Source organism: Treponema bryantii, from assembly GCF_036492245.1.
Classification (GTDB): domain Bacteria; phylum Spirochaetota; class Spirochaetia; order Treponematales; family Treponemataceae; genus Treponema_D; species Treponema_D bryantii_C.
Genome location: NZ_AP025286.1, coordinates 279,487 through 294,787 on the forward strand (window position 1 = coordinate 279,487; position 15,301 = coordinate 294,787).

The window sequence follows — 15,301 nt, forward strand, 5'->3', positions numbered from 1 at the left end:
TCCAAATGATAAAGTTCAAAAAGACAACAGATTTTCCCCGTGGCACATTATATAATCAACTGGTAGATGCCTATTCATTTAATGAAGAATGCAGAAAGATCTGGGATACTACTTGGAAAGAATACGATGATTTTTTATATGACAATCCTGTAGTGGCAGAGAAGTTTTCTTTTATCACAGTTCTTGATGGCGAGCCTGTCGGGCAGATTTCATGGGATCCGCGACACAGTCCTGATTATGTTGAAATCGGCCACAACTGCATTCTGACAAAATGCAAAGGGCAGGGCTTAGGACATGCACAGCTTGCAGAGGCAGTCAGAAGAATCAAAGAATATGAAGGCTTAAAGAAAATCATCGTTACCACAAATGAACTTTTTATTCCTGCACAAAGAAATTATGAGAGTGTGGGTTTTGTAAAAGTTAGTGAACGTGAAAATAATGAAACACCGTTTTCCGGCAAATATATTGACTATGAATTTATATTGAGGAGATAAAAAAATGATTTATGAAAGTGATGTGTATTCAATCGAATACGACAAAAAAAGTGAAAAACTTGTTCAGACAATAAACGAGGCTCTTTCAAAAAATTTTCAGCGTATTCTTGATTTCTGGGGAATAGAGAAATTAGACAACCATGTGAACATTCAGATTTATTCAGAACTAGATGACTGGATTAAGTTTTATGAAAACATATCTGGCACACAATATCAGGATTATATAGTTGGTTGTGCTAACGGCCCGTCTATTTATGTACTTGCTTATGATGAATACAAAAAAACTCAGGTACATAAAAATGATTCTATTGAAGATTTCCAGAAAATTATGATTCATGAGTTTGTTCACATCTGTCAAAATCAGCTTTGTAAAGACAACAGTAAAATGTCATTCATAATGGGCGAAGGTCTCGCAACTTATCTTGCAGAACAGCCATATAATACAAATATAAAAATCGATTACCCAAAAGAAACTCTTTTTTCAAACGACTTTTTTTCTGTTTCAAATGATTTGTATTCTATCTCCCAAAAAATCGTCCGCAAGCTTGTAGAAAAAGTATCTCGCGGAAAACTGATTGAGTATACCTTGGATTATACAAAGCTTTATAAAGATTGGGATGAATTAGGAATGGGAGAATAATCTCCTGGACAAAACTAGACAATAATTGACAAGAATTCTAAATAATCTCCGTTTAGAATAAAATTGTCAGAGGAGAAAAGATATTGGAATGGCTGACCAGTATTAGAAAAGCAATCGATTACATGGAAGCGCATCTGGAAGACGACATTTCTGCGCAGGATGTTGCGGATCAGGTGTTTATGTCCTCATTCTTTTTTCAGAAAGGATTTTCGCTGATGACGGGGTACGGGCTTGGTGAGTATATTCGAAACCGACGTTTGTACCTTGCAGCGCTGGACCTTCAGAAAACTGATGAAAAAATAATCGACATTGCGTTCCGTTACTGTTATGAAACTCCCGAAAGTTTTACAAAGGCTTTTTCGCGCTTTCACGGTGTGAGTCCGTCGCAGGTGCGTGAAGGCTCTCCGGTAAAACCGTTTCTTCCTCTGAAAATTGAGATTTCTATTCACGGAGGTAATCAGATGGATTACAAAATTAAAACTATGGCTGGCTTTAAGGTAATTGGTTTTGCACGCGAGTTTGACGGCGAAACTTCTTATGTAGAGATTCCAAAGTTCTGGGATGAAATTCGCGAAAAATATGCAGCTCGTGTCTGGAGTGGCGAAGCTCCGTCTAACAACTACGAAAAAGCAATCATAGAAAACAATATCGGCGAATACGGTGTTTGTGTTGATGACATTGGCGAAGGCAAGTTCCGCTATTTTGTTGCAGGTCTTTACAAGGGCGGCGAAATTCCGGAAGGCATGTCTGTTTACGAGCTTCCTGATTTTGACTGGGCAATATTCGATTGTTATGGTCCATGTCCAAAAGCACTTCAGGATGTAAACACAAAAATCTGGAAAGAGTGGCTGCCTGGAAATCCTGACTTTGAATTCCCGGGACGTGCAAACATCGAGTGGTATGGCGATGGCGATCCGTCTGCTTCAGATTATCACTGTGCAATCTGGATTCCGGTAAAGAAGAAGTAATATAACAGGGGTGGCCATTTTGCTGCCCTTAAAATTTAAAATGAGGTGACTATATGCCTTACGTAAAATTAAATGATTTAAACTTGTATTATGAAGAGTTTGGAAGGGGCGAAACAGTTCTGTTTTTGCATAGCCATTTCAGCAGAGGTTTACTGGCATTTTCAGGACAAATTATTCCTTTTTCAGGTAAGTACAGATGTTTATATCCTGATTTTCGTGGGCATGGAAGAACTCTATGTGATGACCTTACATGGAACAGTCGGATGGTTGCAGATGATATGGCGATGTTTCTGGATAAACTGGAAATCAAACAGGCTCATATAATTGGCTATAGCTGTGGTGCTTACGTTGGTTGTTACATGGCAGCTAAATATCCGCAAAAAGTGAAGAGTCTGGTTACAATTGGAGGAGCTGCCTATCCCAGACCGGAAGGTGCAACGGATTTCCTGCCGGAGAATCTGCTGAAGAATAACAGTATAGATTTCATTGAAGATATTAAATCCAGACACCAGGAAGCACATAGAGGCGACTGGCAGACATACTTACGAAACACAGTTGCTGACTGGCAGCAAAGCCCAAGTCTAACAGATGCTGAGTGGAAGAATATAAAATGTCCTGCATTTTTTATCAATGGTGAAAATGATCCATTTGGTACTTGTGAGGAATTACTGGAAAAAGTTCCATCGGCAAAAATCTACAAAGTACTCGGAGGAGGTCATCGTCCTCATTTTGTCGGTGAACAGATTGACGATATAAATAAAAGAATTTTAGACTTTTTAAATGATTAACAATATCAAGAGACGTATTTTACCCTGTGCTAAAATTATAAAAAAGTGTAAAGGAGTTAAAAATAGACTTTCAAGATTGGAAGCTATCTGGCAAAAAGTCTTTGAGATGAAATGGGAATCTGTCTGCCATAAAAGCAAAGCCATTGCAGCAGTAATTGTTGATGAAATCGGAAATATTATCTCAGTGGGAAGAAATAAAATCGGTGAAACAGAAATACCGAATCCTCGGGTTTCTCATGCTGAAGTTGAAGCTGTTAGAAATCTTGATGTTAGTAAATATCCAAATGTAAAATTATATACTCTTTATGCGGCTCTTGAACCGTGTCCTATGTGTTTAGGAACTTTAGTCATGGGTGGAATCAGAAAAGTGATTATTGGGGCACACGATGATCACGGTGGTGCAGTTGAGCTTCTAAGTAAGAGTAATTTTTTAGCCTCTAAACATGTTGATGTAGTCTGGATGCCTTCATTATATGGCGATGTTCAGAGAGGCTTGCAGACTATCAAGGAGATACTTTACAATCAGGATAAAGAAAAACTTGAAAGTATGCTGGATGATTTTTCTGTGTATAATTCTCATGGCGTAAATGCAGCGAAAAAACTTTTTGAAGACGGCTGGTTTGAAAATAAAACGCCGGATCAGTATTCAATAGAATGTATCTTCAATGAATTAAGCAGAAGCATAATGACTCAATAGTGTAAAAAAATATAAAAGTGTGAAGGAGTTAAAAATGTCTACACCAATCGAAAACTACCGGAAAATGGTAGAACAGCCTTGGGGAAAAATATTCTACGATGTAATCTTTAACCAGCTCAAATTCTCAAATGACAAGAGGCTTAAGATTCTTGATTTTGGAGCGGGATTTTGTATTACTGCAATACATTATGGGAAAAATCATGATGTAACTGCCTTAGAGCCGAATGAAGAAATGTACAAACTTCGTTTTGAGAGTGATGACTACAATCTGATTACCCGGGGATTCGAATATCTGAAAACAGTTGCAGACAATACTTATGATTTCATTTTCTGTCATAACGTTCTCGAATATGTAGAAAATAAAGATGAGATTCTTGGAGAGCTGAAACGGGTTCTAAAACCGGGAGGACGCTTATCAATCATAAAGCATAATCTTTATGGTCGTGTTTATGGCTGTGCCGTATTAACAGATAATCCGAAAGCTGCGCTTGATCTCTTAGATGAAAAGCCTGAAGACAGCATGTTTGGAAACCGCGATGTTTACACTAACGAATATCTCACAGACTTTTTCGGTAATGAAATGACACTTTCAGAGCTCTACGGAATCCGTGCATTTTACGGGCTCTCATCAAATAATGAAATCAAATACACCGATGAATGGTATAACTCGATGCTCGAACTGGAGACCCGCGTTGGAACAATAGACGATTTCAAAAAAGTGTCGTTCTTTAATCATCTGATTTTTACGAAAAACTAAATTGTTTTTTTCTCTGCAAAAAAAGTCGAGAAAAGCGGACAGCTTAGGTGTATAATCAAAATATGTTCAGCGAAAAAGAAGAAAAAGTGTATGAGATTCAGAAGTATATTCTCTCTCATCTTTATGAAAATCTGACTATAGAAAATCTCGCAGCCCGTACAGATTATTCTGAATGGCAGTGTTACCGAATTTTCAAGGAAACTGTTGGTATAAGCATTGCAGATTTTATCCGGCGGGCAAAGCTTTCTGAGGCAGCCTGGAAGCTTAAGGAAGAGAAGAGGAAAGTTCTTGATGTTGCTCTGGAAGCAGGCTATGACAGTCCTGATGGATTCCAGCGCGCATTCTTTGCAGAGTTCGGTTGTAATCCGGCTGAGTATGAAAAATCTGATATTCCGATTTTGAGTTATGTTCCATATGATATAAAGTATAGGAGTAAGGATTTATACAAACCGGAAAGTGGTACGCTGGATAAGATTCAGGTTGATAACGGCAAAGCCTTTGATTTTGGAAAGACTGCAGAATATTATGGGCGTTTTAGGGATATTTATCCGAAGAATCTTTTTGAAAAATTGTATTCTCTTGGTATTGGAAAAGAAGGTACTAAGTGGCTGGACCTTGGAACTGGAACCGGCGTTTTTCCGAGAAATCTTTGTAAGTATGGGGCTGATATAACCGCAACAGATATTTCAGAAGAACAGCTCGAGATTGCAAGAAATCTTTCTTTGGGAATGGATAATATTCATTATGAAAAAGTTTCTGCTGAAGAACTCAATTATCCGGAACATTCTTTTGATGCAATTACAGCATGTCAGTGCTTCTGGTATTTTAATCCTGATATTGTTGTTCCAAAAATAAAATCACTGATAAAAAAAGGTGGCATTTTCTTAAAACTGTATATTTCTTATATGAAGGAAGAACCTGTTACGCAGGACAGTAATGCGCTGGTAAAGAAAATCAATCCGTCATGGCATGGGGCAGCAAGTGCTCTTGAGGATTTACGCCGTCACTATTTTGAAAATCCTCAGCTGGAAACTTTCATAACAGAAATCCCATTTACACGGGAAAGCTGGCATGGACGAATGCTTGCAAGTCGTGGTGTGATGGCCAGTATGAACAAAGAACAACTGCTTCAGTTTGATAAAGAACATCGTGCCATGCTGGAAGAAAAATACCCGGAAAAGTTCGGCATCAAGCATAAGATATTTTTGACCTGGTATAGATTTTGGTAAGCTCTTAAATGGAGTACTAAAATAAATCCAGCATGGAATCAAGATATATAGCTTCACGTACCTGCAGCTGATATTCGGGTTTTGTCATATAGTAGAGAAGAAATTCCAGAACAATTGCACTGCCAAGTCCCCGGCCTTCAAGTTTAAAATTTGAAAAGCCCATTGGCAGATATTTGTTTTGAATGTCTGATACTCCAATGAATCCTGGATTTTTCATTGCAAGTGAAAAACGATAGCCGTCTTTTCCACCTGGTGCACTGCAAATATGATCTTTTACATCAAGCCCAAGATTTTTACGGCTAACATTTTCATAACATGCTTTACGTTCCTTACAGGTAAAACTGCAGCATTCGTTGCATAAAAACTCAATCTTATCTTTTAGAGAAACTGGGATAACGGAAAGTTTTTCAAATTCTTTATTTAATCGGAAATCAGGAACTACATATTTGAATTCAGGGCGATTGAGTTCTGTCAGAAAATCATCAAAATCAGTTATTACTTTTGTTGTAGATGAAACCAGATATAGATTTGGAAAGTTCTGATTAAGATAATCACTCAATAAATCAGAATGAACAATCACACCGCTTTTAATGGCTGTCTTTTCAAAAATTTCACAGAGTCTGTTGCATTTTTTATCTGAAAGATGTTCTTTCTGAAGAAGTGAATTACTGAAAGTAAGCCGGCCAGAGATTTCATATTCGTTCAAAAGTGCAGTGACATCGTTTACATCGGCATTGCCAAAAGCCGCGCGACCACCACCCCAAAGGCAATCAGAGGGTGCCCCATAAATTGATGAAATATCACACCAGTCAAAAAAGTATTCCCTATGCTCCCGATATAAAGGCAGAAATACTTTATAAAATTCGTAGAATTCAAAAAGTCCGGGGAGATGATAATGAGCAATTTTTGTTGGTTTAGAGTTCATCTGATTCTCCATTATATTCCATCTCGGCTATTTCGGCACGCAATGTATTTTCAAGAGCTTCTTCAAAGCCGGTAAGTGCTGCAAAAGGTAAAAAGATTTTGGCGCGCTGAGAAAGAGGCATGCGGTTTTGTAAGGAGTCGTGATTCCAGTTGTAGTCGAGAAGGTCGGCATATTTATCATCCTGTTCTGTCATGCTTTGTGTCCTCCTATCTGAGCGTTACGGTCTATTGTGGTTGCGCCTTCTTCGAGGTTCATACCTTTTAATATGGCGTTTTTTCCAAACTTGCGGATTATTTCAAGGCGGGCTTTTTGAAGGCTGTCTTCCTTCTGATGATTTACTCCGCCTTCATCTGATGTAAGTTCATCAAACAGACTGGGCTGCCGTTCGCTTTCTGGCTTTGTATTGTTTGCGGTTATATTGATTCTGCGGAAAAGCCATGAAGGATTTACAACCTTTTCAAAAATTGAAACAAAACCTTCTACAATTAGCTTTGATGAATTTGTTTCTGTTCCAAAGCTCCAGCTTCCGTGGGCAGGCTTTGGCATTTCTCGACCGTAATAATCCCGTACAACTTCACCATCAAAGCCTGGTACATACAGACTTTCTATATCGTAGCCAACGTGGAGCGTAATTGAATCGGTGACGATTTTTTTCTTAAACAGATCCAGTGCCAGAATCTCTGCCATTTCACGAACTATGATTTTTGTTTTGTCATAAGTGTACGGCTCGTGAAGTACCTGGCCGCTTCCAAGACTCTTTGCTTCGGATCTGTAGTTTTTGATGTCTTTCATGCCAACGGGTTCAATGCCCCAGGCGTGATCCATGAGAATCTCAGCATCAATACCGAATTCTTTATAAAGTAGTTCGGGATTTTCCAGCGAGGTGCGGGCTATGTCTCCCATTGTACGGATAAAATATTTATCGAGTCTGCGTGCCGTAGCTCTTCCAACCCGCCAGAAATCTGTTAATGGCTGATGGTTCCAGAGCTGTCGTCGAAATCCTGCAACATCAAGTTCTGCGATTCTTACTCCGTCCTTATCTGCTGGAATATGCTTGGCAACAATATCCATGGCTGCCTTGCATAAAAATAGATTCGGGGCAATTCCGGCAGTAGCTGTGATTCCTGTTTCTGAAAGCACATCATGGATAACTTTTACTGCAAGATCGTGAGCTGTCATCTTATAAAAAGAAAGGTAGCTGGTTGCATCTATAAAAACTTCATCTATCGAATAAACATGGATATCTTCTGGTGCAAAATATCGAAGGTATACATTGTAAATGCGGGTGGAATAATTGATATAGAGCGACATCCGTGGAACTGCAATAATGTAGTCCAGTTCTTTGCCGGTCTGTCGTTTGATTTCGCGGGCCTTTGCTTCTACTTCAAAAAGTCGTGAGCGGCCGCTGAGTCCGTAAGCTTTGAGCGCTGGCGTTACTGCAAGACAGATTGTTTTACTGGTACGGCTTTTATCTGCTACTACAAGTTTTGTGGTAAGCGGGTCTAAAAGATGTTCGCGGCATTCAACAGAGGCATAAAAAGATTTTAAGTCTATTGCGATGTAAGTTTTATCTGACATTTACATATTATGAAGTACGGCTCTAACCTTACCAATTACGGTAAAGCTGTCGTCTTCACTGTTTGCGAACATTGGCTCATAACGGGGATTATCGGAAATAATTTTTACTCCGTCGCCTGTACTCTGGAGTCGTTTTACAAAACCGTTTCCTTTATAGTGAATTGTGTAAATACCATCTGTGCCGTCGTATCCGTTGATATCGCAGATGATTGTGTCGCCATCAAAAAGGGTAGGCTCCATTGAATCTCCGCGAACTTTAGAGGCCGAAAGACTGTTGCCGTATTTCTTCAGATGATTTGGAACGGATATATATTCATTTACTGTGTCATTGTCTGGAAGATACTGGCCTTTTCCTGCTGAAAATACCTGATCCACAACTGGAATCAAAAGTACATCTTTTGCAAATGTCTTTTCGAGTCTTTCTGTATTCATTCCAAAGAACTCTTCTGCAGTGGTACCAAAAACTTCAAGGATACGCAGCGTTTCCTGTATAGAAGGAAAGCGTTCTTTATAGATGCGGTTTCTCATTGACTGAAGGTCCAGGCCTGCTTCATTGCAGAGCCATTCCTGAGTTTTTCCAATTTCAGAAAGATTCTTTTTGATTTTTGTCCAGAATTCAACTGCTTCCATAAAAGTCTCCATTCCAATCATCCAGATTATAACATATAGTCAGAAAAAAGTAAAACTAAAGTATTCCAAAAGATTATTTTAATTGACTTTAAAGTATTCCAAATGTATTATAAAGAAAGTTATGATTACAGGTTATCCATGTCCTGCACAGGGATTTCATGATAAAAGAATAGATTTGAACTCTCTTTACATTAAGCATCCTACGGCAACGGTTTTTATGACTGTGGATACAGACCGTTTCAGGAACATGTGTATATTCAATGGTGATCTTCTTATTATTGACCGCGCAAAAAGAATAACTCCCGGATCACTTGTGGTTTACGAGAGTCAGGGAGAATTTGAGATTGGGCGGGTATGTAATATAAAAGGCGAAGCAATTGTAACTGGCTCTATAATTTATGTGATTCATACGGTAAAATAAAAAAAATGATTCTCTCTTTACAGGGCTGTATGGCCGTTGGAAAAACAACTGCGATCAGATATCTTCAGGAACATGCTCCTTATATTAATATTAGCTATGAGGATAATACTGATGTAATTGAAGAGGTTAAAAGGCGCGGTTTAGACAAAAATAAGTATCCGGATTATCTGGAAATTCAAAAATTATGGCTTCATAAAGAAGTTGTGCGGCATCAAAAGGCTGTCGAATATCCCTGCAGCATTATGGATTTTGGTGCTGAAGAGATTGAGTTTTATACCATTAATTATCCTAAAAGCATTGGTGAAGACTGGGAAATAGAGAATGCGCTTAAAAAGGAATTGTCTGAAGTCCGAGAATGTCTTCCAGATAGAATTCTTTTTTTAGACGCTGCTGATGAAGTTTTGAGACTTCATAAACAGAATGATACAACCAGATCCCGAAACTTTTTTGAACATCATCTTCAATACATGATGCCGCTAAAGCGAGCCTGGTTTATTGGACGTGAGAATGTCGATGTTCTTCGGGTAGATGATTTATCGCCTGAAGAGGTCGGCCAGAAAGTAAAACAATGGTGTGATGAGTGTATGAGGAGTTAGAATATGAAAATTATTCAGGGTGATATTACAAGACTTAGCTGCGATGCAATTGTAAATGCAGCAAATTCTTCTCTTCTTGGAGGTGGCGGAGTTGATGGTGCAATTCACCGTGTTGCCGGCCCCGAACTTCTTGCAGAATGCCGTACACTTCACGGCTGCAAAACCGGCGAGGCTAAAATCACTAAAGGCTATAATCTTCCGTCCAGATTTGTTATTCATACGGTTGGACCAGTTTACTACGAACATTCACCTGCTGAGTCAGAATCTCTTTTGGCAGCCTGCTATGAGAATTCCTTAAAGCTCGCAAAGGAAAATGGTCTTAAGACAATTGCTTTTCCTTTGATTTCTGCCGGTGTGTATGGCTATCCGCAGCGTGAAGCCATAAAAGTAGCTGTTGAAACAATGAAAAAACACCAGAACGATTTCGATGAAACTACACTGATACTCTTTGGTGACCGCGAGTACGGCTTTGCAAAAGAAGATTATCCTGAGTTTTGCTAGGGGAAGATAATATGACAGAACAGACAAAAAAACGCATCAGAAAATTTGTAGAAGACCGCGACTGGTCTAAGTTCCACAGCCCGGCGAATCTTGCTAAATCAATTTCGATTGAAGCTAACGAGCTGCTCGAATGTTTTCAGTGGAGCGACACAGACTACAACCTCCAGCATGTAAAAGAAGAACTCGCAGATGTCCTCGTTTACTGCCAGGATATGCTGGACGCACTTAACCTCAACGAAGATGAAATCATCAATATGAAAATGGATATGAATGAGAAAAAATATCCTGTCGATAAAGCGAAGGGAAGCAATAAAAAGTATACGGAGTTGTGAGGAAAAATGAGTAACTCATTGTCTTTGCGTTGTTTGTGATGACGAAAACTCACCTTTCAAAGTTCTTTTCCCATGTGGAGTCTGCCAGGAACGTCTGCGTTTCTGGGGTACGATGTAAAAGTTGGTGTAACAACTGATGATGGAAGCCTGAAATTTGTTACTTTGGAAGAACTTCAGCCATATCATTGGACCAGAGCGTATCCACCAGATGAGCTGGAACACTTTGAGAAATTGAAGCTCACTAAACTTAAAATGTAAAACTTCGTAATAAGTTTCTTTTGATTCTTCAATCACCATCTCGATACTGATATATTTTCCAACAATTAATCCGGTTCTATACAACAAAAGAATTGGAGTTTTTTATGTTATCCTAAAATATCAGAAAAAACTTAATTGCTTTAGTGCCTGTTCATATGTGGAGCTCCACATTGGATTGTTTGCACATAATTATCTGGATAATAAAATGAACCTTTTTGATTTGCACTCCGTCTATATTAGTGAACCGGTTACTACTAAGATGGAGGAAAAAAATGTGAGTGAATTTGAAAAATTGATTTCTCAAGAACGTATTTCAATTGAACGTTTTGTTAGATTCAAAATCTTTGTGAAAGAAGACGCTGAAGATATTCTTCAGAATGTTTATATAACTGCGATGCAAAAATTTGATCAATTAAAAAACAAAGAATCGTTCAAGCCATGGATAATAAGTATTGCTCGGAACAAATGCAATGATTATTTTCGTGAAAAAGCTAAGCTTCTGGAGCTTCCTGTTGAAGAATTGCTTGAAACTAAAATTATAGCCGGACGGCATGGTTTTACAGAAATGCAGTCCGTACAGGAAACTTTGGAGAAACTAGGCGGAAAAGAAAAGCAGATTCTGTATCTGTATTTCTGGAAAGAAATGTCACAGGAACAGATTGCAGAAAAACTTGGAGTTCCGCTTGGAACGGTAAAAAGCAGACTTCATACTGCAAAGCAAAAATTTAAGGAGAACTATTAACATGAAAAATAATAATTTACCGGAATATCTTCCAGAATATAAAATCGAAAAGTTAGATAAAAAAACATTTTCTTTAAAATGGGAAGAACTTATGGGCTGGTTTTTAATTCCAAAGTTAAATGAAAAACTCAGCTGGGGAATTTATGATTTGCCATCAAGAAAATGTGATTACGTTTATGATATGAAGGTTTCAGGTAAAGCTGCGGTTCATGGAATCGAAGGCGTTGAGATTCTGGCAGATGAATATCAGTTTTCTAAGCCAGAAGAAAAAAGTGTACGCGGTTTTGTTGCTCAACTTACAGATACTCACAGCCGTTTTCTTGCAACAAGTTATATGGCAGATGGTGTAAAGAACTATGTGACATTTTTGGATGGTGAACAGTTCGTGGAAAACTGGGGATATGGCGAAGATAACTGCGGAAATGAAACAAATCTTTCTTCAAAGGGAATCATTACCAAAGAGGATGCTAGAATCAGCTTCCAGAATCAGAATCCTGTATTAGATATTGTGGGAAGATACGAGATTACTATCTGTGGAAAGGTTTATGATACAGTCTGTGTTATAGACATAGGTTTGTATAATCAAGGTGTTTTATCAGAGCAGTATCTGGATAAAAACGGTAGAACAGTTTTGTGGCGAAGATTCAACAAAGATGACTGGCATCTTGACCGCTATAAAAAACTTTGGTCAGAACAACTACCAGAAAATGAACGACTCTGCGTGAATGGAGATACTTATGTTCATTGGTATGATTGTATTACTGATTATATCATAAAATAAAATCATAAGACAAAAAAAGCGGGATGATTCCCGTTTTTTTTGCAGAGTGTATATAAAACTGAAAATTGCCTCATAAGCACCGGAGGCTAAAAAACGTACGGCCTACGAACTTAAAATAAGGAGTTTAAGTAAAAGTTGGATTTCAGTGAATTCAGGTGGATTTAATTGATTTGATGTTTTTTAATCTAGTGTTATATTGTAGGTATCCAAGGGCAGAATACCACTATTTTTGATTTTATTTGTCCATTGAGGTTCAGTAAGCGTCAGTTTAAAACAAAAAACCACTCATTTCTGAGTGGTCTGTTATAGCGGGGGCAGGACTCGCCGTTACAGTCGCGGACATCGTGTCCGCTCCTTCCACGGCGCCTGCGTTCGTTACCAGCGACCTCCTGTCGCTGGTTCCTAAAAAACGCTCCGCACTGCTCGCCTTTTTTTGGACCACTCACTCCGTTTCGAGTCCTGGTAAGAGATCTCGAGAATTAGTGTTAAATAAAAAAAACTTCCTGAGATTTCAGGAAGTTTTCTGGATAGCGGGGGCAGGACTCGAACCTGCGGCCTCCGGGTTATGAGGGGGCTTTGGGGACTCCTTTTCCGCTTCAAATTACTTTAGATTGTCTTATTTATTGGAATTTTAGCATGTTTCTTCTATATATGCAATTCAAATCGTTTCAGATTTTTTCAGAAAATTTTACAATTTCCTTAGAAAATTTACTTAAATAGCAGAGGGCGGAACTGTAGTATCTTTCCGTTCAAAATTGTGAATTTTGACATGAATTTTTGTTAAAAGTGCAATACTAACGATTGTTAGTTTTAACCAAAATTGGCCGTCGGGTTTTTGGCGAAAAAACCCGGCGGTCGCTGCTCAAATTTGGGAATAATTTAAGTAAAAATAGGTTTTAACCCAATTCAGACAATAGTTACTGAATCATGCATTTTGATTTCATGAATCTGTTCTACAAGATGTCTGTTAGCTTGAGGATTGTTTACATCATAAACCCAGTTATGATTAAAGCAATTTATTGCTGCATTGTTTCCAGAACTGCCAATTACCAAACTGTGGAAGTTTGTATTATCTTTCTGTGCAGATTCTATTTGTGTCTTTATGTCGTCATCTAATGTCTGCATTACAAAGTCAGATATCATCAGAACATCAGCATTTTTCCATTCATTTTCTGAAAGCATTTTTACAGCATGTTTAAGTGCTGGGCCTGCATCTGTTCCACCATGAAATGACATTCTAAGGAATTGAACAAGCTTACCAATTGGGTTAGCTGAAAAATCTGTAAGATCAAGAGTTTCAATGCTTGTTGAGAATGAAATCAGGAAGCATTTTCTTTCTTCCTCAATAGCTATCTTTGAGAGTGCAAAGGTTATAGTTTTTTCGATATTCTCAGGAGTTCCATGCATTGAGCCACTTGTATCAACGCAGATAATAATCGGACCTTTTGGCTCTTTCTTTTCTACAGTTGTTTCCTCTTTTTCTTTTGATTCTTCTTGTTCTTCTTCCATTCGCTGATAGTCATACGATAAGAGCTGTTTCTGAGCAAACTTCAATTGAAACAGTTTGTTTGCAGCTGGATTATTCATTAAAGATAATTCACTTGGTAAAACAGAGGAAATATCATTGGAAAAACGAAGACCATTTATTTCACCTTTATATGCATGTTTAGGCTGCCAACTGGATTTTATAACTACTTTATCGCGTAACTCTTTTTCATAAGAGATTTGAGCACGAGTTTGTTTTCCTAAAAGGTCAGCTAATTCTTTTAAGGATTCATCATTCTCAAGTAACTTTGCAAAAGTGTCTAGAATTTCAAATCCACTAGTTTCAAAAGTTCCTTCGCTTAAATCCCACAATCGTCCGAGATTTTTAATAAATGGCATCAGGAGACTTTCAAGTTTCATAAACTTATTTATTTTTGAATAAAGTTTTTCTAAGAATTCTTTTCGCATTGAATCAATATGTGCTAGTTCCCATTTTGATTTTCTATCAACAAGATTTTGCTCTAAATCCAAAATGATATTTCTTTTAAGGATTTCCAGCTTGTCAGCAGATTTCCATTTGAGCAATTCAACTTCATCACCCTTTTCGTTCTTAGCCTTTACAATCTTGGATTCTTTTATGAACTGATTATGATAAAAGTCAAAATTTACAGTACTTGCTTCGATATCACCTCTTTTAGAATCACTTACAGATGGAAGTCGTTTATAGTGATATTCTATCTTTGAAGAGTCTTTTATAAGGTCACTTGCAATATCTTCTGAATCGCGAAGTTTTTGCTGTTCAATAAAAATCGCCTCTTCTCTGAAAGGATCTTCTTTCACTAAGTATTTATTTACTTTCTCAAGCCATTCAAGAATGTCAGTCTGAATATTTTCTGAAAGTCCTGTATGCTTTCTTTCATATTCCAAAATATTGTTTTGTGAAGAAATTTCTTTGAGAATTGAAGCTCCGAGTTCTGTGTACTTATTCTTTGGAAACTCAATTCTAACATCTTCTGGAATATTTGGATTTGTATATTCTTCCATTGCATCAACAAACTGTTTCTTTTCAGATTCGGAACCTAATGCTGATGATGTAAGATTTTCAAAGCGACGTTTTTTCTTTGAATCTTGTCGGTAACGTTTTATATTAGCGAGCAAATCGTATTCTATCTTGGAAAGATTTGATGATACGGTTGAGAGTATTGAAGTCAGAACTGAATCAGATAAATCTTCTTCCTGATGTGCTATTTTATTTCTCGAGATACGCATTGCTTCCCACCATACAGGCTTATTTGGAAACTGTACATGTTTAATGCATTCTCTGAATTGCTGAACTTTTATTTGAATTAGTGCACGAGCTTCTTCAGAGATAGAATGAATATCTTTGATTCCATCTGGATATTTTTCTATGATAGCTCTAATAGGTGTTAGTGCTTTATGACAATATTTTCTAGACTGTTTTTCTCTCTTCCCCATTTT

The 15,301-nt window shown here is 37.8% G+C and carries 19 protein-coding genes; 14 read left to right on the forward strand and 5 right to left on the reverse strand.

Going from position 1 to position 15,301, the window contains the following annotated elements; all coding sequences use genetic code 11:
* Positions 1-5: 5 nt before the first annotated feature.
* From AABJ44_RS01580 to AABJ44_RS01610, 7 genes are all read left to right on the forward strand, one after another.
* On the forward strand, positions 6-494 hold the full coding sequence (locus AABJ44_RS01580; protein WP_338370187.1) for a GNAT family N-acetyltransferase: 489 nt from the start codon (positions 6-8) through the stop codon (positions 492-494).
* A 4-nt stretch (positions 495-498) separates the two neighbouring features.
* Complete coding sequence (locus tag AABJ44_RS01585; protein ID WP_074641492.1) at positions 499-1,134, forward strand: hypothetical protein; 636 nt, start codon at positions 499-501, stop codon at positions 1,132-1,134.
* 83 nt (positions 1,135-1,217) lie between these two features.
* Positions 1,218-2,102 (forward strand): AraC family transcriptional regulator, encoded by an 885-nt coding sequence (locus AABJ44_RS01590; RefSeq protein ID WP_338370188.1) that lies wholly within the window; start codon positions 1,218-1,220, stop codon positions 2,100-2,102.
* Between the two features lie 53 nt (positions 2,103-2,155).
* The gene (locus tag AABJ44_RS01595; RefSeq protein WP_338370189.1) at positions 2,156-2,890 is read left to right on the forward strand and encodes an alpha/beta fold hydrolase; all 735 of its coding nucleotides are present in this window, start codon (positions 2,156-2,158) and stop codon (positions 2,888-2,890) included.
* The gene (locus AABJ44_RS01600; protein ID WP_338370190.1) at positions 2,883-3,587 is read left to right on the forward strand and encodes a nucleoside deaminase; all 705 of its coding nucleotides are present in this window, start codon (positions 2,883-2,885) and stop codon (positions 3,585-3,587) included. The genes AABJ44_RS01595 and AABJ44_RS01600 overlap by 8 nt, the downstream gene beginning before the upstream one ends.
* A gap of 34 nt (positions 3,588-3,621) precedes the next feature.
* Positions 3,622-4,344, forward strand: coding sequence for a class I SAM-dependent methyltransferase (locus tag AABJ44_RS01605; RefSeq protein ID WP_338370191.1), 723 nt, complete (start codon positions 3,622-3,624; stop codon positions 4,342-4,344).
* A gap of 62 nt (positions 4,345-4,406) precedes the next feature.
* A complete protein-coding gene (locus AABJ44_RS01610) occupies positions 4,407-5,573 on the forward strand; it encodes a helix-turn-helix domain-containing protein (RefSeq protein WP_338370192.1) in 1,167 nt (388 codons plus the stop codon).
* A gap of 16 nt (positions 5,574-5,589) precedes the next feature.
* On the opposite strand, the gene AABJ44_RS01615 is transcribed toward AABJ44_RS01610, so the two are convergent.
* The 4 genes from AABJ44_RS01615 to AABJ44_RS01630 are packed head-to-tail and all read right to left on the reverse strand — an operon-like array spanning position 5,590 to position 8,706.
* Positions 5,590-6,498 carry a hypothetical protein gene (locus tag AABJ44_RS01615; RefSeq protein WP_338370193.1) on the reverse strand — a complete coding sequence of 303 codons (909 nt, stop codon included), beginning with the start codon at positions 6,496-6,498 and terminating at the stop codon, positions 5,590-5,592.
* On the reverse strand, positions 6,488-6,691 hold the full coding sequence (locus AABJ44_RS01620) for a hypothetical protein (protein WP_338370194.1): 204 nt from the start codon (positions 6,689-6,691) through the stop codon (positions 6,488-6,490). The genes AABJ44_RS01615 and AABJ44_RS01620 overlap by 11 nt, the downstream gene beginning before the upstream one ends.
* Positions 6,688-8,076 (reverse strand): Y-family DNA polymerase, encoded by a 1,389-nt coding sequence (locus AABJ44_RS01625; protein ID WP_338370195.1) that lies wholly within the window; start codon positions 8,074-8,076, stop codon positions 6,688-6,690. Before AABJ44_RS01625 ends, AABJ44_RS01620 begins: the two co-directional genes overlap by 4 nt.
* On the reverse strand, positions 8,077-8,706 hold the full coding sequence (locus AABJ44_RS01630) for a S24 family peptidase (protein ID WP_074641479.1): 630 nt from the start codon (positions 8,704-8,706) through the stop codon (positions 8,077-8,079).
* A gap of 121 nt (positions 8,707-8,827) precedes the next feature.
* On the opposite strand from AABJ44_RS01630, the gene AABJ44_RS01635 reads away from it, so the two are divergent.
* The 7 genes from AABJ44_RS01635 (at position 8,828) to AABJ44_RS01665 (ending at position 12,337) form a co-directional block, all read left to right on the forward strand.
* Positions 8,828-9,127, forward strand: coding sequence for a S24 family peptidase (locus tag AABJ44_RS01635; RefSeq protein WP_074641477.1), 300 nt, complete (start codon positions 8,828-8,830; stop codon positions 9,125-9,127).
* A gap of 5 nt (positions 9,128-9,132) precedes the next feature.
* Complete coding sequence (locus AABJ44_RS01640) at positions 9,133-9,723, forward strand: hypothetical protein (protein WP_338370196.1); 591 nt, start codon at positions 9,133-9,135, stop codon at positions 9,721-9,723.
* Between the two features lie 3 nt (positions 9,724-9,726).
* A complete protein-coding gene (locus AABJ44_RS01645; protein ID WP_338370197.1) occupies positions 9,727-10,224 on the forward strand; it encodes an O-acetyl-ADP-ribose deacetylase in 498 nt (165 codons plus the stop codon).
* An 11-nt stretch (positions 10,225-10,235) separates the two neighbouring features.
* On the forward strand, positions 10,236-10,556 hold the full coding sequence (locus AABJ44_RS01650; RefSeq protein WP_338370198.1) for a nucleotide pyrophosphohydrolase: 321 nt from the start codon (positions 10,236-10,238) through the stop codon (positions 10,554-10,556).
* Between the two features lie 72 nt (positions 10,557-10,628).
* Positions 10,629-10,814 (forward strand): cytidine/deoxycytidylate deaminase family protein, encoded by a 186-nt coding sequence (locus tag AABJ44_RS01655; protein ID WP_338370199.1) that lies wholly within the window; start codon positions 10,629-10,631, stop codon positions 10,812-10,814.
* Between the two features lie 274 nt (positions 10,815-11,088).
* Positions 11,089-11,556, forward strand: coding sequence for an RNA polymerase sigma factor (locus tag AABJ44_RS01660; RefSeq protein WP_338370200.1), 468 nt, complete (start codon positions 11,089-11,091; stop codon positions 11,554-11,556).
* Position 11,557: 1 nt separating this feature from the next.
* Complete coding sequence (locus AABJ44_RS01665) at positions 11,558-12,337, forward strand: hypothetical protein (protein ID WP_338370201.1); 780 nt, start codon at positions 11,558-11,560, stop codon at positions 12,335-12,337.
* 906 nt (positions 12,338-13,243) lie between these two features.
* Here AABJ44_RS01665 and AABJ44_RS01670 read toward each other — a convergent pair.
* Positions 13,244-15,298: a VWA domain-containing protein gene (locus tag AABJ44_RS01670; protein WP_338370202.1), complete on the reverse strand. Its 2,055-nt coding sequence runs from the start codon at positions 15,296-15,298 to the stop codon at positions 13,244-13,246.
* Positions 15,299-15,301: the final 3 nt, after the last annotated feature.

Bases quoted from the DNA above. Each gene is read 5' to 3' on its own strand.
- AABJ44_RS01640 (WP_338370196.1), top strand. From the start codon at position 9,133: ATGATTCTCTCTTTACAGGGCTGTATGGCCGTTGGAAAAACAACTGCG.
- AABJ44_RS01585 (WP_074641492.1), top strand. From the start codon at position 499: ATGATTTATGAAAGTGATGTGTATTCAATCGAATACGACAAAAAAAGT.
- AABJ44_RS01615 (WP_338370193.1), bottom strand. From the start codon at position 6,498: ATGAACTCTAAACCAACAAAAATTGCTCATTATCATCTCCCCGGACTT.
- AABJ44_RS01600 (WP_338370190.1), top strand. From the start codon at position 2,883: ATGATTAACAATATCAAGAGACGTATTTTACCCTGTGCTAAAATTATA.
- AABJ44_RS01635 (WP_074641477.1), top strand. From the start codon at position 8,828: ATGATTACAGGTTATCCATGTCCTGCACAGGGATTTCATGATAAAAGA.
- AABJ44_RS01645 (WP_338370197.1), top strand. From the start codon at position 9,727: ATGAAAATTATTCAGGGTGATATTACAAGACTTAGCTGCGATGCAATT.
- AABJ44_RS01650 (WP_338370198.1), top strand. From the start codon at position 10,236: ATGACAGAACAGACAAAAAAACGCATCAGAAAATTTGTAGAAGACCGC.
- AABJ44_RS01665 (WP_338370201.1), top strand. From the start codon at position 11,558: ATGAAAAATAATAATTTACCGGAATATCTTCCAGAATATAAAATCGAA.
- AABJ44_RS01605 (WP_338370191.1), top strand. From the start codon at position 3,622: ATGTCTACACCAATCGAAAACTACCGGAAAATGGTAGAACAGCCTTGG.
- AABJ44_RS01655 (WP_338370199.1), top strand. From the start codon at position 10,629: ATGTGGAGTCTGCCAGGAACGTCTGCGTTTCTGGGGTACGATGTAAAA.
- AABJ44_RS01595 (WP_338370189.1), top strand. From the start codon at position 2,156: ATGCCTTACGTAAAATTAAATGATTTAAACTTGTATTATGAAGAGTTT.
- AABJ44_RS01625 (WP_338370195.1), bottom strand. From the start codon at position 8,076: ATGTCAGATAAAACTTACATCGCAATAGACTTAAAATCTTTTTATGCC.
- AABJ44_RS01610 (WP_338370192.1), top strand. From the start codon at position 4,407: ATGTTCAGCGAAAAAGAAGAAAAAGTGTATGAGATTCAGAAGTATATT.
- AABJ44_RS01620 (WP_338370194.1), bottom strand. From the start codon at position 6,691: ATGACAGAACAGGATGATAAATATGCCGACCTTCTCGACTACAACTGG.
- AABJ44_RS01670 (WP_338370202.1), bottom strand. From the start codon at position 15,298: ATGGGGAAGAGAGAAAAACAGTCTAGAAAATATTGTCATAAAGCACTA.
- AABJ44_RS01630 (WP_074641479.1), bottom strand. From the start codon at position 8,706: ATGGAAGCAGTTGAATTCTGGACAAAAATCAAAAAGAATCTTTCTGAA.
- AABJ44_RS01580 (WP_338370187.1), top strand. From the start codon at position 6: ATGATAAAGTTCAAAAAGACAACAGATTTTCCCCGTGGCACATTATAT.